This window comes from Actinomycetota bacterium (assembly GCA_035640355.1).
In the GTDB taxonomy this organism is placed as follows: Bacteria; Actinomycetota; UBA4738; order UBA4738; family HRBIN12; genus CALGFI01.
Genome location: DASQWI010000011.1, coordinates 171,466 through 184,576, shown reverse-complemented (window position 1 = coordinate 184,576; position 13,111 = coordinate 171,466). Strand labels below are relative to the sequence as shown.

Annotated in this window: 18 protein-coding genes and 1 tRNA gene; 7 read left to right on the top strand and 12 right to left on the bottom strand. The window is 66.7% G+C overall.

The features are described 5' to 3' along the window. Window positions 1–20: 20 nt before the first annotated feature. Both VFA08_06305 and VFA08_06300 read left to right on the top strand, forming a co-directional pair. Window positions 21–1,223 (top strand): YihY/virulence factor BrkB family protein, encoded by a 1,203-nt coding sequence (locus tag VFA08_06305; protein ID HYZ13205.1) that lies wholly within the window; start codon window positions 21–23, stop codon window positions 1,221–1,223. A 98-nt stretch (window positions 1,224–1,321) separates the two neighbouring features. Next, window positions 1,322–1,465 carry a hypothetical protein gene (locus VFA08_06300; GenBank protein ID HYZ13204.1) on the top strand — a complete coding sequence of 48 codons (144 nt, stop codon included), beginning with the start codon at window positions 1,322–1,324 and terminating at the stop codon, window positions 1,463–1,465. 49 nt (window positions 1,466–1,514) lie between these two features. Here the strand turns inward: VFA08_06300 and VFA08_06295 are convergent, their stop codons facing one another. The 5 genes from VFA08_06295 to VFA08_06275 form a co-directional block, all read right to left on the bottom strand. Then, window positions 1,515–1,847 carry a hypothetical protein gene (locus VFA08_06295; GenBank protein ID HYZ13203.1) on the bottom strand — a complete coding sequence of 111 codons (333 nt, stop codon included), beginning with the start codon at window positions 1,845–1,847 and terminating at the stop codon, window positions 1,515–1,517. A gap of 82 nt (window positions 1,848–1,929) precedes the next feature. After that, a complete protein-coding gene (locus VFA08_06290; GenBank protein ID HYZ13202.1) occupies window positions 1,930–2,700 on the bottom strand; it encodes a metallophosphoesterase in 771 nt (256 codons plus the stop codon). Further along, on the bottom strand, window positions 2,697–2,951 hold the full coding sequence (locus VFA08_06285; protein HYZ13201.1) for a BON domain-containing protein: 255 nt from the start codon (window positions 2,949–2,951) through the stop codon (window positions 2,697–2,699). The genes VFA08_06290 and VFA08_06285 overlap by 4 nt, the downstream gene beginning before the upstream one ends. Then, window positions 2,951–3,610, bottom strand: coding sequence for a nucleotidyltransferase (locus tag VFA08_06280; GenBank protein HYZ13200.1), 660 nt, complete (start codon window positions 3,608–3,610; stop codon window positions 2,951–2,953). Before VFA08_06280 ends, VFA08_06285 begins: the two co-directional genes overlap by 1 nt. Window positions 3,611–3,667: 57 nt before the next feature. Beyond that, window positions 3,668–4,702, bottom strand: coding sequence for a DNA topoisomerase IB (locus VFA08_06275; GenBank protein ID HYZ13199.1), 1,035 nt, complete (start codon window positions 4,700–4,702; stop codon window positions 3,668–3,670). 174 nt (window positions 4,703–4,876) lie between these two features. Between VFA08_06275 and VFA08_06270 the strand changes: the two genes are divergently transcribed. Beyond that, on the top strand, window positions 4,877–5,320 hold the full coding sequence (locus tag VFA08_06270; protein ID HYZ13198.1) for a hemerythrin domain-containing protein: 444 nt from the start codon (window positions 4,877–4,879) through the stop codon (window positions 5,318–5,320). A gap of 27 nt (window positions 5,321–5,347) precedes the next feature. Here the strand turns inward: VFA08_06270 and VFA08_06265 are convergent, their stop codons facing one another. Further along, window positions 5,348–5,551: a DUF6104 family protein gene (locus VFA08_06265; protein ID HYZ13197.1), complete on the bottom strand. Its 204-nt coding sequence runs from the start codon at window positions 5,549–5,551 to the stop codon at window positions 5,348–5,350. A gap of 152 nt (window positions 5,552–5,703) precedes the next feature. On the opposite strand from VFA08_06265, the gene VFA08_06260 reads away from it, so the two are divergent. Beyond that, window positions 5,704–6,216, top strand: a complete 513-nt coding sequence (locus VFA08_06260; GenBank protein ID HYZ13196.1) for a CBS domain-containing protein — start codon at window positions 5,704–5,706, stop codon at window positions 6,214–6,216. A 2-nt stretch (window positions 6,217–6,218) separates the two neighbouring features. On the opposite strand, the gene VFA08_06255 is transcribed toward VFA08_06260, so the two are convergent. After that, the gene (locus VFA08_06255; protein HYZ13195.1) at window positions 6,219–7,028 is read right to left on the bottom strand and encodes a SigB/SigF/SigG family RNA polymerase sigma factor; all 810 of its coding nucleotides are present in this window, start codon (window positions 7,026–7,028) and stop codon (window positions 6,219–6,221) included. Next, a complete protein-coding gene (locus tag VFA08_06250; protein HYZ13194.1) occupies window positions 7,025–7,441 on the bottom strand; it encodes an ATP-binding protein in 417 nt (138 codons plus the stop codon). Before VFA08_06250 ends, VFA08_06255 begins: the two co-directional genes overlap by 4 nt. Window positions 7,442–7,520: 79 nt before the next feature. Here VFA08_06250 and VFA08_06245 point away from each other — a divergent pair, with 79 nt between their 5' ends. After that, window positions 7,521–7,856, top strand: a complete 336-nt coding sequence (locus VFA08_06245; GenBank protein ID HYZ13193.1) for an STAS domain-containing protein — start codon at window positions 7,521–7,523, stop codon at window positions 7,854–7,856. Window positions 7,857–7,965: 109 nt separating this feature from the next. Here the strand turns inward: VFA08_06245 and VFA08_06240 are convergent, their stop codons facing one another. Then, window positions 7,966–8,946 carry a TIGR03557 family F420-dependent LLM class oxidoreductase gene (locus VFA08_06240; GenBank protein ID HYZ13192.1) on the bottom strand — a complete coding sequence of 327 codons (981 nt, stop codon included), beginning with the start codon at window positions 8,944–8,946 and terminating at the stop codon, window positions 7,966–7,968. A 123-nt stretch (window positions 8,947–9,069) separates the two neighbouring features. On the opposite strand from VFA08_06240, the gene VFA08_06235 reads away from it, so the two are divergent. Beyond that, window positions 9,070–9,369 carry a hypothetical protein gene (locus VFA08_06235; GenBank protein HYZ13191.1) on the top strand — a complete coding sequence of 100 codons (300 nt, stop codon included), beginning with the start codon at window positions 9,070–9,072 and terminating at the stop codon, window positions 9,367–9,369. Between the two features lie 12 nt (window positions 9,370–9,381). Here VFA08_06235 and VFA08_06230 read toward each other — a convergent pair whose 3' ends face one another. Then, a complete protein-coding gene (locus VFA08_06230; GenBank protein ID HYZ13190.1) occupies window positions 9,382–10,332 on the bottom strand; it encodes a methylenetetrahydrofolate reductase in 951 nt (316 codons plus the stop codon). 148 nt (window positions 10,333–10,480) lie between these two features. On the opposite strand from VFA08_06230, the gene VFA08_06225 reads away from it, so the two are divergent. Further along, window positions 10,481–10,552: transfer RNA gene (locus VFA08_06225), tRNA-Arg, on the top strand. Between the two features lie 170 nt (window positions 10,553–10,722). Here the strand turns inward: VFA08_06225 and VFA08_06220 are convergent. Then, on the bottom strand, window positions 10,723–12,090 hold the full coding sequence (locus VFA08_06220; GenBank protein HYZ13189.1) for an adenylate/guanylate cyclase domain-containing protein: 1,368 nt from the start codon (window positions 12,088–12,090) through the stop codon (window positions 10,723–10,725). A gap of 138 nt (window positions 12,091–12,228) precedes the next feature. After that, window positions 12,229–13,011: a M28 family peptidase gene (locus VFA08_06215; GenBank protein HYZ13188.1), complete on the bottom strand. Its 783-nt coding sequence runs from the start codon at window positions 13,009–13,011 to the stop codon at window positions 12,229–12,231. Window positions 13,012–13,111 lie beyond the last annotated feature (100 nt).

Sequence of the window (13,111 nt, the reverse complement as noted above, 5' to 3'; positions counted from 1 at the left end):
TCCCTACCCGTCACCTCCCCGTGCTACGCGTCGCGTCCGTCCCGCCCAGATGGGCGGTCGGAGGGTGGGAAGGCGGTTCGCGTATCTCCGTCATCGGTGAGACGATCGACGAGAACGAGCCGGCGCGGACGGCGTACAACCAGTGGGTGGCGGTGACGTCGAGAAGCGACCGAAGCAACCAGGAAAGCCCCGGGCGCGAGGACGGCCCTGGGGCTCCCGCTTCCGGCGGCGGGATCGGCGGCCGCATCAACACGCTCACAACGGCGGCCGACGAGATCCAGCGCCGCCGCGCGCTGCTGGCGGTTCCGATCGCCGTGTTCAAGAAGTTCGGCGACGATCAGGGCGGCCACTGGGCCGCTCTGATCGCGTACTACGGGTTCTTCTCGCTGTTCCCGCTCCTACTCGTGTTCACGACGATCCTGGGATTCGTGTTGCAGGGCAACCAGGAGCTTCAGGAACGGATCCTCGAATCGGCGCTCGCGCAGTTCCCCATCATCGGCGAAACGATCCGGAACAACCTCGGGAAGATCGAGGGCTCGTTCACGGCGCTCGCCATCGGGATCGTCGGTTCCCTGTGGGCCGGCATGGGCGTGCTCCTCACCCTGCAGACGGCGATGGACGAGTTGTGGGACGTGCCGAGGCGATCGCGGCCGAACTTCCTCAAGGGACGCCTGCGCGCATTCCTCGCGCTGTTCGTCTTCGGCGCGGCGATCATCACATCGAGCGTGCTTGCTGGACTGGGGACAACCGGCGGGTCGTTCGGCTGGGCGCTCCGGATCGTCACCATCGCCGCGACGTTCGTGCTGAACGCCCTCGTCATCGGCTCGGCGTTCCGATACCTCACCGTCGCGCGGATCCGGTGGCGAGACGTCGTGCCGGGTGCGCTCCTGTCGTCCGCCGTGTGGATGGCGTTGCTCGCGCTTGGCGCCTGGCTCGTAGACCGACAGTTACGCGGCTCCGAGGCGCTCTACGGTTTCTTCGGGATCGTGCTCGGCCTCCTGTCGTGGATCTACGTCGGGGCCCAGCTGATGCTGCTGTCGGCCGAGCTCAACGTCGTGCTCGCGAGGCGCCTGTGGCCGAGGAGCCTCCAGGCTCCGCCGCTCAGCAAGTCCGACAAGGAATCGCTCGCCGCGCAGGCGACCGAAGAAGCGGCCCGGCCTCGCGAACAGGTCCACGTGGACTTCGACGAGACCGACGACGGCCCCGGGCGGGGCGGGACCTGACGGACGCCGGCAGCCGGATCGCTCGGGGTTCGGGCACGTCGACGATGGGTACGGCTGGCCACGAGGAACAGTCACCGAGGGAAGGAAGGAGACCCGACATGGAGCCATGGGTGTGGGTCGTGATCGCGATCGCCGCCGTGTTGTTCCTGTTGCTGCTCTTCCGCGGGCGCGCCGGTGGCGGCGGCCGCCGGGTCATCGTTCGCCGGCCCGCCGGTCCGCGCCGCAGGCGTCGCTGGATCTGATAGCGACGCGTGAGGGGCCTCACCAGCGTCGAGGCCGGCGATGAGACCGTCACTCGAGCGTGACGAGGCGCGGACTCTCCTCCAAGAGGAGCGGGCACGCCTGCAACAGATACGTGTCGCGCTCGAACACGGCGACGGTCCATCGTCGCCCGACGCCGTGATCGAGCTGCAGGATGTTCATGAACGAGCGCCCGACGCGGATCTGGGCCTCGTGGAAGGCGACATCACTATTCTCGAGCACGTCGACGCCCGCCTCGCGGACGTCGACCGTGCCATCGAGCGACTCGAGAGGGGCGAGTTCGGGACGTGTGAGGCATGCGGTCGTGCGATCGACGCCGACCGGTTGCGCGCGCGCCCCGCCGCCCGATTCTGCGTCGAGCACGCGCACTTGGCCGAAACACCTTCGCGAAACGAAGACGGGGACATGCCGTGAGCCCCACGCTGATTGACGCCGCTTGACTCGCTCAGTCGGCCACGGCTGGCGAGCTCGTCACACCGACGACGGGGCGCCGGCGCGAGCTCGACGTCTCGAACTCGTAGACCGCGTACCCCTGGCGGATGACCGTCTGTGCAACGTTGCGCACGTTGACGCCGGCCGGCGTGAGACCGTGCTCCCGTCCGCGGTGCGCGTGACCGTGGATGGCGAGATCCGCGCCCGCACGGTCGATCGCCTCGGCGAGCAGGTAGCTGCCCAGGAAGGGGAAGATCTCGGGCGGCTCCCCCTGCAGGGTCTCGCGCACCGGTGAGTAGTGCATCAAGGCGATCCGGACATCCGAGTCGAGGGCGGCGAGCGCGCGCTCGAGCGCGTCGGCGCGCTCCTTGGTGTGTCGGATGAACACCTTCATCTCTTGCTCGCCGAACTCCGACGCCGAGGCACCCGCGAAACCGCCGCCGAATCCCTTCACGCCGGCGATGCCGATGGTGCCGTTCTCGGTCTCGATGAGTGTCCCATCGCCCTCGAGGATCACGACGCCCACGTCACGAAGGATGCGCGCGACGGCGTGTTGCTGATCCGAGTGGTGATCGTGGTTGCCCAAGACTCCGACGACGTCAAGCTGCACGTCCTGAAGCACATCGGCGAGCGCTTCGGCCTCGTCCGGTGCACCCGACTTCGTGAGGTCGCCGGCGAGGAGGAGCACGTCGGCGCGGTCGCGCACCGAAGCAAGCTGTTCGCGGACGATGTCCGCCGAGTCCGGGCCGACGTGGACGTCGCCGACCGCGGCGACGCGGATCACCGAACGCGCTCCGTCTCGCCCGTCTCGGGGTATCGCGCAACCGTGGTCTTGTTCTCGACGCGGAGGTCCGGACAACACTCGTGCACGACGTCTTCGATCGCACGCCTGCGTTCGTCCGTCGGGACAACGCCGGTGACGAATACGCGCCCCCCGACGACCTGCACTTCGAGCTCCGGCTCGTTCACCCTGCTGTCACGAGCCAACGCCTCCTGAACGTGCGCAGCGGCGTACGGATCGGCGGGTTCGGACATTAGGCCGTCCTTCTCGAACTCACGGCCTCGTAGAGCGTCTCGATCGGACCCCGCGGCACCACGAGGTCGACGGAGTCGGCGAACAGCAACAGGCTGAGGATCCGGCGGGCGCCGTGTTGGCGTGCTCGCGCCAACACATAGTCCCAATCGAGCTCGGCGGCGGCGATGATCGCAATCGCGTCGTACCAGTACCGCGGCGTGTCCTCGCTCGCCGCGATCGCCTTCATGACCATGAGATCTTCCGGCGGTGCCACGGGAACCTCGCGCCCGCGGAATCGCATCGTTCGGCCGCGCCGCAGCATCTCTTCGTCGAGCAGGATGTCGCGAGAGGAGCGGAAGATGACGTCGACGAGCACGTCGTGCTTGAGGGCCTTGTAGAGCCAATGCTCGTACTCGACCTTCGTGCTGTAGTCGCGCTCGCCGAGAAGCTCGAGCACCTTCTTCGCGTTCTCCGGTCGAACGAACAGGTCGATGTCGCGGGTCCCTCGGTCGCGCCCGAAGACTGCCGACCCGATGCCCCCGATCAGAAGGAACGGGATGCCGGCATCGCGCAGCGTCTGCATCGTTTCGTCCAGGACACCGAGCAAGACGTCCCAATCGCGCGGCTCATTGGCTTCGGGGATCGTCGTCACGTTCTCGGCCGGCTCGGGCGCGAGCATGAAACCCCCCATTCAGTAGGAACTGACGTGTACCCCGGCTCTCGGCGGGGCAAACGGTCACGCAGCCTGCGCGTGCGTTGACGGGTCGGCCTCGAGCAACTCCAAGACCGCCGCCTCCGCACTCGCGCGGATCTCGGGGTCGGTCGGGTCGTCCGTCTGGAGTCCCGCGAGTGTCCCGCCGATCGTGACGCCCTCCTCGAACCGTGCGATCACTCGCGGGTCGATGTACGAGGCGCGAGCGACGGCGGGCGTGTTGCCGAGGAATCCCGCCACCTCACGCACGGCTCCCGAGACGACCCGCCGCCGCGACGTGAGCGATGTCGACTCGGCGTGGCCGATCGCGAGGTGCACAGCCGCGAGCACGGTCGCGTGCCACGTGCGGAAGTCTTTGGCGGAGAAGTCGCCACCCGCCGCATCGCGGATGTACTCGTTGATGTCGCTCGATCGGATGTCGCGCCAGCGGTCGCCTTCGCGGTACGCGAGCAGCTCGTGGCCGCCGTTGCGACGCCGCCGCATGGTTCGGACAACCGGGAGAAGGTCAACGTCGGCGATCTCCTGCACGTGCCGCTTGCCGCTCTTCGCAACGAAGTCGAAAACGACGAGATCGCGGCGGACGGTGACGTGCTCCTTGCGGACTGTTGCCAGACCGAACGAGCCGTTCTGACGGGCGTAGGCCTCGGACCCCACGCGGAAGAACGCGTGATCGAGCAGACGAACGGCGCACGCCAACGCGCGAGGCTTCGGAACTCCTCGGAGCGACAGGTCTGCCGAGACGCGCTCGCGCAGGATGGGGAGCGTATGGGCGAACTCGACCATGCGCTCGAACTTCTCTTCGTCGCGGCGAACGCGCCAATCAGCGTGATACAGGTACTGCCGCCGCCCGGCAGCATCCATCCCCACGGCCTGGATGTGCCCGAGCGGATCAGGGCTGATCCGCACATCCGTCCATGCGGGCGGGATGACCAAGGCGCGGATGCGCTCGAGCGCCTCGGCGTCGGTCACAGGCCCGTACGGGCCGACGTACGAGAACCCTCGCCCGCGCCGGCGTCGCGAGATCGCCGGACCGTCGATGGTCGCCCTCCGGAGCGGCATCTTTCAATCGCCTCCGGCGCGACTGTTCCCTTCAAATCGCCCCGGACAAACACGCAAACAGGCGTAGCTGCGCGCACGTGTGGGTACGCACGCAGCGGTTGATCGTGCGCCAACCACACAGCGCGCACGGCCGCCCCGAGCAAAAGGGTATCGGGCACGAACGAAGGAGGGACCGTGGACGCGCTGAAGCTCCTGAAAGAAGACCACGAGAAGGTCGAGAAGTTGCTGTCGGACATCGAGTCCACGACGGAGCGAGCTGTGAAGACCCGTACGAGTGAGCTCGCGAGGCTCAAGCAGGAGCTCACGATCCACGAGGCCATCGAGGAGGAGATCTTCTACCCCGCGCTAAAGGAGCACGCGAAGACGCGAGAGATCGCGCTCGAGGCATACGAGGAGCACGGTGTCGTCGACATGATCATGTCGGAGATTGAGCAGACGCCCGTCGAGGACGAGACGTGGATCGCGAAGTTCACGGTGATGAAGGAGAACCTGGAGCATCACATCGAGGAAGAAGAAGGGGAGATGTTCAAGCAGGCTCGTCAGGTCTTCGACAAGGACACACTCGAGGAGCTTGGCGAGCGGATGCAGGCTCGCAAACGGGCCGGACTCGCCGCCTGACCCAGCGAATCCGCGAGGAGACCTTGCCTAGCGATCGAGTGTCGAACCCTCCTCTCGATGTTGATGGTCGACGTCCTCGACCCCGGCGATGAACGAGGCGAGCTTGTCGATCGTCTCCTGCGATTCGGGGTGGCGGTTCACGAAATCCTCGAGGTGGTCGGCTACGTCCGCGAACGTCACCTCCTGATCGCCGCGCTTTTCACGAAGTCGCTCAACGCCGTTCGACGACACGTCCCGGTCTCCTCTACTGTTCTGCTGTTCGGCTGCCGACATCGTTCCCGGGCACCCGGCGCGACAACCGTCCGAAGCGTCGTTTCCGGCCGAGCGGCTCGGGGTAGGCACAAGGCACGGGCTTGCTCGCCGTGAGCGAAGGGGGATGAGCCATGATCCTTGTTCGACACATCATGACCGAGGCGCCCAAGACACTGAGCCCGGACCGGACCATTGCCGACGCGGCCGGTCTGATGGAGCAGTACGACGTGGGCGTAATCCCACTTGCGGACGAGGATGGGAAACTCGTCGGCCTCGTGACCGACCGAGACCTCGTCCTCCGAATCATCGCCAAACAACAGGACCCCCGCGAGATGAAGCTTGGCGACGTCGCGACGAGGAACGTCATCACCACGACGCCGGACACGAACGTCAGCGACGCGCGCGACCTGATGGCGGAGAACAAGGTCCGCCGGCTCCCCGTCGTCAAGGAAGGGAAGCTGGTCGGGATCCTTGCCCTCGGCGACATCGCGGTGGCGGACGCGTCGAAGCGCGCCGTCGGCGAGGCACTGCACGACGTTTCGGAGTCGCCGAACACCACGGATGCGCCGCAGAGCGGACCGGCGCGAGGTACGCCCGAACGCGTTCGCCGCAACGACGCCCGCAAACGCCGAGAGGCGTCCTGAAGTTAGGCCCTTTCGGCCGACGCCGCGTCGTCCTCGTTCGAGAGGTCTTCGAGGGCGGCCGGCAGATCTGCCGGCCCTACTGTCTCGCGGAGGGTTCGCAGGGTCTGCGCGAGGATACGGCTGACGTGCATCTGCGAAACGCCGACGTCGCGCGCGATCTCCGATTGAGTGAGACCTCTGAAGAACCGGAGATACAGGACCGTCCGTTCCCGTTTCGGTAGCCGGCGAACAGCGGGCGCGACGGTCGCCCACTCCTCGAGGAGCGTCATCGATTCGTCCTCTGAGCCGAGAACGTCGATCGGAGCGGCACCATCGTCTCCCGCCGGCGCCTCGAGCGAGCTCGTCGAGTACGCCTGACTCGCCTCCATCGCCTCGAGGATCTCTTCGGGCGTGGCTTCGGATTTCGCGGCGAGCTCTTCGACCGTGGGTGCGCGGCCGAGTTCCTGCGACAACTCGGGAAGGACCGAGTTCATCCGGAGACCGACCTCCTGGAGCCGCCGGGGGACGCGAATGGCCCATCCCTTGTCACGGAAGTGCCGTTTGATCTCGCCGACGATCGTCGCCGCCGCGTACGTCGTGAACTGCACCTCGCGCTCGGTGTCGAACCGATCGATCGCGTTCAGCAGACCGAGGCTCGCCACCTGGAACAGGTCGTCATGCGACTCACCGCGCCCGGAGAAGCGGCGCGCCAGGTATTCGGCGAGCGGCAGGAACCTCCGGACGAGCTCCTCGCGCGCGGCGGCATCGGGACGAAGCGCGAAGAGCTCCCGCTCCTGCGCGTCGTGTCGGATGCGTGGTCGCGATGGGCTCATCGCCCATTGCGTCCGACGATCGAGCGCTTGACGATCCGGACCGCGGGCGCACCGTTCCACAGCTCGAATCGGACGCTCTCGGCGAGGCCTCCGAGGACGCGCCACGCGAGCGTGTCCTCGAACCCCGACGGCGGCCACGCTGGCGTCGCGGCGTCGACGGCGACGACGACCTCGAATCGGTCGGGAAGGCTTCGGAGGTCCAGCCGGAACGACGTCGGGTCGGACGGGAGCGAGACTAGGCGCGCGCATGCCTCGTCGACGGCGAGCCGCAGATCGTCGACGTCGTCGAGGGACAACGGGACACGGCTCGCCACGGCCGCCGTCACCGAACGAAGGACATGGACGAACTCGGCGCGTGCCGGCACGGACAGCCGAACGGACTCAGAGCCCACCGAGGTGAGGGACCTGACCACCTATACTTGCCCCTCCAGCTCCCACGGCGCATGCGGATAGCGTTGCGGCGCGGGCTGAACGGCGACAACGGAGGGACGTATGGACCTACAGCTCGAGAACCGGACCGCGGGCGACTGGACCGTGATCCGTGTGAACGGCGAGCTCGACCTCCACACGTCACCCCAGCTCCGCGAACATGTCCTCGCGCTCGTCGACGATCCTCCTGTTCGCATTGCCCTCGATCTCTCGGGCGTCGGGTTCATGGATTCCAGCAGCCTCGGCACGCTCGTGACATGCCTGAAACGCGTCCGCGAACGGGACGGACGCCTCGTTCTCGTCGGTGTATCGGGCTCACCGATGAAGGTCTTCGCGCTCACTGGGTTGGATCGCGTGTTCGACATCGTCTCTTCCCCGGACGACCTTCCCAGCGACTGACACCTCTCGAACGGGCAACGAGCGACGTCCCCCGGCCCTAATCGCACAACCCGGACGAAACCGCCGTAGCAGCAGGAGTACCCCCGCCCAATGCGCGCAAACGCGCGAACTATCCGGCCTTCCGCGACGGCGTCTCGTCGAAGCGCGGCAGGATCTCCCGAGCGTAGAAGGCGAGCCCGCTCGACTGATCGGGTCCAACCTGATGGATGAACACGTGGTCGAACCCTGCATCGACGTACTGGCCAAGCTTCTCCACGTGGCGTTCTGGATCTGGTCCGCACACGATCGCCTGCGTCAGCTGGTCTTCCGCCACGATCGACGCCGCCTGCTCGAAGTGACGCGGCAACGGGAGCTCCTGCATGAGCTCGCCCTCGAGGGCGGCCGTCGGCCACCACTTCATCGCCGTCTCCACTGCCTGCCGTTCGTCGCGGTCGAAGCACACCGTGATCTGCGCGTATCGCGGCTTGCCCTGCCCGCCTGAATTCTCGAACGCGTCTAGCAGCTCGCGGTCGGGGGACGTGGCAATGAGTCCATCCGCGTGACGAGCGGCGAACTCGGCGGCCTTCGGCCCACCCGCGGCGACGTAGATCGGCGGCGGTTGCTCGGGCTTCGTGAACAGCTGCGCATCGACGACCCGGTACCACCGACTGCGGTGGTCGACCAGGTCGCCGCCCCACAGCTCGCGGATCACCTCAACGGCCTCCTCGAGCATGTCGCGACGCTCGCTCGCGGAGGGCCAGCGAGCTCCCGTAACGTGCTCGTTCAGGTTCTCGCCCGTTCCAAGCCCGAGGAAGAACCGGCCCGGCATCATCGCCGCCACCGTCGCTGCGGCATGCGCAACGATCGCGGGGTGCATCCTGATCAGCGGACACGTGACGGCCGTGCCGACGCGGATCCGCTTGGTCGCCGACGCGATCCCGCCGAGAACCGACCACACGAATGGAGAGTTTCCCTGCGTCGACGTCCACGGGTGGAAGTGGTCCGAGATCGTAGCGAACGAGAACCCCGCGCGCTCGGCTTCACCAGCGAGCCGAACGAGCTCGCTGGGCTGCTGTTCTTCGGCGGAGAGCGTGAAACCGAAATCGACCACGGAGCCTCCCCTTCGTGCTCACTCGGCCCTGTGCCGGGCCGCTCGCACAGACGCCGTACCCCGCCGCGGCGCACGGGAAAACCCTCGGGTTGGCTCAACGCACCGCTGGGTACTCCCATAGGCATGTCTACGGATCCACATCGGTCCGATCGCGTTGGTCCTCGCACCGGAACACGTGTGGGGATTGGCCTCGTCGTTGGAGTGTTGATCGGAGGAGCGGTGGGGTTCGCGCTCGGCTCGATCATCTTCAAGGTCGGAGCGCCCGGCATGTGGGGAGCCATCGTCGCCGGGGTCATCTTCGGCGCGCTCGGTGGATTCTGGGCCGGAATGTCGGCGCTCGGCCCTCCGGCGCCAGTCGACGACCCCTTGCCTCGGGAAGACGGAAACGAAGCGCGAACGGACCGAGACCGCCGCGCCTCCTGATACGACGAGACGCTACGCCTCGCGCTGCAATCGCTCCATCATCGCCACGAACGGCCGTGTGTTCTGCATGACGTAGAAGTGCACCGACGGCGCACCGCGATCGAACAGCTCCGTCGTCTGCTCGAGCGCCCAGCCGATCCCCGCTTCGACAACCAGCTCCGGCGGGCTCGCCTCGATCCGCTCCACGAGAAGCTGCGGGATCGTCGCGCCGAAGTGCTTCGGCACGATGTTCAGCTGCTCCCGCCGCGTGAGGATCTTGAGCCCCGGAACGATGGGGATCGTGACGCCCTGGTCACGACAGGCCTTGACGAACCGGAAATAGAGCTCGTTGTCGTAGAAGATCTGCGTCACGGCGTAGTGAGCGCCGGAGCGTTGCTTCTCGAGCAACATGGCGATGTCGCGGTCGAAGTTCGGCGCCTCGACGTGCTTCTCGGGGTACGCGGCTACACCGATGCAGAAGTCGGTCGGCGTCGACTCCACGAGCTCCTCGAGGTACACGCCGCGGTTCATCGCCGCGACCTGCCGGACCAGATCGAGGCCGGTCTCGTTCACGGTTCGTCCTTCGGACGCCGGGCGCGGGCCGGCGTCGCCCCGGATCACGAGCACGTTCTCGATGCCCAGGTAGTTCAGCTCGATCAGCGCGTCCTCGGTCTCCTCGCGCGTGAACCCGTTGCACAGGACGTGCGGCACGGGATCGACGTCGAAGCGATGCTTGATGGCCGCGCACAGCCCGAACGTGCCTGGTGCTTTCCGCGTCACGCGCCGACGCCATGTTCCGTCGGGAAGCTCGTCCCACACGGCCTCGCCTGCGTGGCTCGTGATGTCGATGAACGGTGGGTCGAACGGCATGATCGAACGCACGGCGTCGTAGATGCGCCGGACGTCGCCGCCGCGACGCGGCGGGATGATCTCGACGCTGACGAGCGGCCGTGTGGCGTTGGCGAGGTGCTCGACGACCTTCAATCCAATCGCTCTCCCGGCCTCGGGAACCGCCGAGTCTAGTGAAGGAACGAGCCGGTGTGGCCGGATTCCGTTGCTGGGGCGACGAAGCTTGCTGAGTCCCCTGACGGTCGCAGCCGGCAAACTATGCTTGTACGCGAAGCTGTCGCTTGCCCTCGTAGCTCAGTGGATAGAGCAGCGGTTTCCTAAACCGCGTGCGGAGGTTCGATTCCTCCCGGGGGCACAAACCGGTGGGCACGGAGAGAAATCGTCATGGCGGAGCTCGGCTGCCGGATCACTCCTCCGATCCCAATTCCAACTTCTTCCGCCTCAATCAGAGCATCTCGCCAGACAACAGCTAGAGCACCGTTGGCCCCACGATTTGATAGGTGCGGCGCCGCGACCGAGAGCCGGTCAGCCGTTGGCGGTGCGCCGATCAACCGCATACAGGTGCCACTCGCCGGGGACGCCCTTCAGATCCGCGACGCCGCGTTCATCGAATCCGATACCGGATCCGGCGACGAGGTCCTTGACGGTGCTCGAGACCAGCACCTCTCCTGGTGCCGCCTCCGCCGCCACCCGCGCGCCGATGTGCACGGCGATCCCTCCCACCTTGCCATCCACGATCTCGCACTCGCCCGTATGAAGCCCCGCCCGCACGTCCAGCCCCAGGTCGCTCACCGCCTTGCCGATCGCACACGCACATCGGATCGCCCGCGCCGGCCCGTCGAAGCTGGCGAAGAAACCGTCGCCCGCGGTGTCGATCTCGCGACCGGAGAAGCGAGTCAGCTGCCGCCGCACGACCGCATGGTGCTGTTGAAGGAGCTCTCCCCACCGACGGTCCCCCAGCTCGGCCAGCTTGTACGTCGAGCCGACGATGTCGGTGAAGAGCACGGTAGCCAGCACGCGTTCGGATTCGACGAGCTCCCACTCATTGCGGTCCCAGATGCCTCGCAGGAATCGCTCGGTCTCACGCCCGATCTCCTCCGGATGAACCCACCACCCGTGATCCTCGCCCGGAAGTTCGACTAGCTCCGCTCCCGCGATTCGCTCCGCGATGTACCGACCCTCTTCGATTCGGTTCACCTCGTCCCCCACGGGATGGATCACGAGCGTCGGGACGCGGATCGCGGGGAGGGCGTGCCTCACGTCGATCTCCCGGTTCATCTGACGAAGGGCCGCGACGGCGCCGGGACTGGCGCTTGTGAGCACCCACTTCCGCCACCATCGCTTCGCCTGTTCATCTCGAGCGAGACTCGGCGAGAAGAGCTCGAGCCTCTCATCCAGCCACCCCTCGGTCCCCAATCGCGGAGCCTCTCGCCGGATGATGTCCGCCCATTCGTCCCCGGTGAACGCCCAGGGGTAGTCTTCGGCCCGCATATTCGACGCTCCGGCGCCGTACAGGATGGCGGCCGCGGTGCGCTCCGGATACGTGGCTGCGAACAGGATGGTCATCGGCCCGCCCTCGGAGACCCCCATGATGGCCGCTCGCTTGGATCCCACCGCGTCCATCACGGCCCGGATGTCGTCCATCCGCGTCTCGAGATCCGGGATCCCCGTCGCCCGATCGGAAAGGCCGGTTCCCCGCTTGTCGAACAAGATCAGCCGAGAGAAAGAAGCGAGCCTGCTCAAGGTATCGGCGGCCGGGCCCTCCCACGCCGATCCCAACGCCGAGAGCACCCATCCGCTCACGAACACGAGATCGAACGGGCCATCACCCAAAACGGAGAATGCGATGCTGACATCGCCGCTCCTCGCGAACCGGACCTCCGGCGCCTCCATGGCCTGAAGTGTCTGCCGGTGATCACTCGGGAGCAAGGCGCGGAAGCACGCCGTGCGGCCGTGGCGAGCTCGTGAATCAATCGTGATCCCGGCGAGGGGTGACCAACGGGGCCACCCCCTCACCGAGACCCTTGCGCTCTATGCGGCTGGAAGCTCCACTCGCGCGAACCCACCGCGGCTCAGGCCAGCCGCGCTGACGTCCACCTCCGGGTCCTCAAGCGGATTGCGAACGAAGTCCTGTCTCGACAGCAGCAGGAAGGTGTGCGCCACGCCGTCGGACAGCTCGTCGAGCGACCGCAAGGCGAGTCCGGGAGCGGTGCCGCCCGCCGTACCCGCGAACGTGTCGCAGGCCTGGTGGTAGCAGGGGTCGTAGGCGACGTCCAGCAGCCCACCGTAGTCGGTCACCTGCTGAGCGGTCTTGGATCCCTCGGCGCCTGAGAACAGCCCACCCGCCGGAATCCCTTCGAGGATGAACGGGCCGTAGTCCGAACGCCCGTTGAACGGCGTCGGATCGCTGCCAATGAACGACGCGGTGCCGAACACCGCCCCGAAGTAGTCCAGGAAAATCTGCTCGATCGCGCCCGATCCGGGAGGACCGGGCTGCACCCCATCGACGCCGGCAGGGAACGTGGAGTTGTTCCCGTCGTAGACGAACCTGACGTAGTTCGGTGAGCCGAGCATGTCGAAGTTCAGCATCAGCTCGATATCGTCGAGCTCCGCCTCGGAGAGGCTGCCGACATAGAACTCGGAGCCCAAGAGCCCGTTCTCCTCCGCGCCGTAGCACATGAAGCGAAGTTTGTTCTGCGGTTCCCGGTCCTGGGCTGCGTAGACCTCGGCGAGCTCGAGGATCGTCGCTGAGCCGCTCCCGTTGTCGTTGACCCCTGGGCCCGCGGCAACCGAGTCCAGGTGACCTCCTACCACGATGGTGTGCGGTAACAACGCCACCAGCTAGGGTGAAGCGCTTCCGCTAAGCGTTCTGAAGAGTAGGAGTTGTGGCCAGTTGAGCGTGCAGCCGTGACGA

Coding starts and splice junctions, on each gene's coding strand:
- VFA08_06300 (HYZ13204.1), top strand. CDS start 1,322: ATGGAGCCATGGGTGTGGGTCGTGATCGCGATCGCCGCCGTGTTGTTC.
- VFA08_06285 (HYZ13201.1), bottom strand. CDS start 2,951: ATGTCCGAACCCGCCGATCCGTACGCCGCTGCGCACGTTCAGGAGGCG.
- VFA08_06280 (HYZ13200.1), bottom strand. CDS start 3,610: ATGCTCGCGCCCGAGCCGGCCGAGAACGTGACGACGATCCCCGAAGCC.
- VFA08_06275 (HYZ13199.1), bottom strand. CDS start 4,702: ATGCCGCTCCGGAGGGCGACCATCGACGGTCCGGCGATCTCGCGACGC.
- VFA08_06260 (HYZ13196.1), top strand. CDS start 5,704: ATGATCCTTGTTCGACACATCATGACCGAGGCGCCCAAGACACTGAGC.
- VFA08_06255 (HYZ13195.1), bottom strand. CDS start 7,028: ATGAGCCCATCGCGACCACGCATCCGACACGACGCGCAGGAGCGGGAG.
- VFA08_06245 (HYZ13193.1), top strand. CDS start 7,521: ATGGACCTACAGCTCGAGAACCGGACCGCGGGCGACTGGACCGTGATC.
- VFA08_06235 (HYZ13191.1), top strand. CDS start 9,070: ATGTCTACGGATCCACATCGGTCCGATCGCGTTGGTCCTCGCACCGGA.
- VFA08_06220 (HYZ13189.1), bottom strand. CDS start 12,090: ATGGAGGCGCCGGAGGTCCGGTTCGCGAGGAGCGGCGATGTCAGCATC.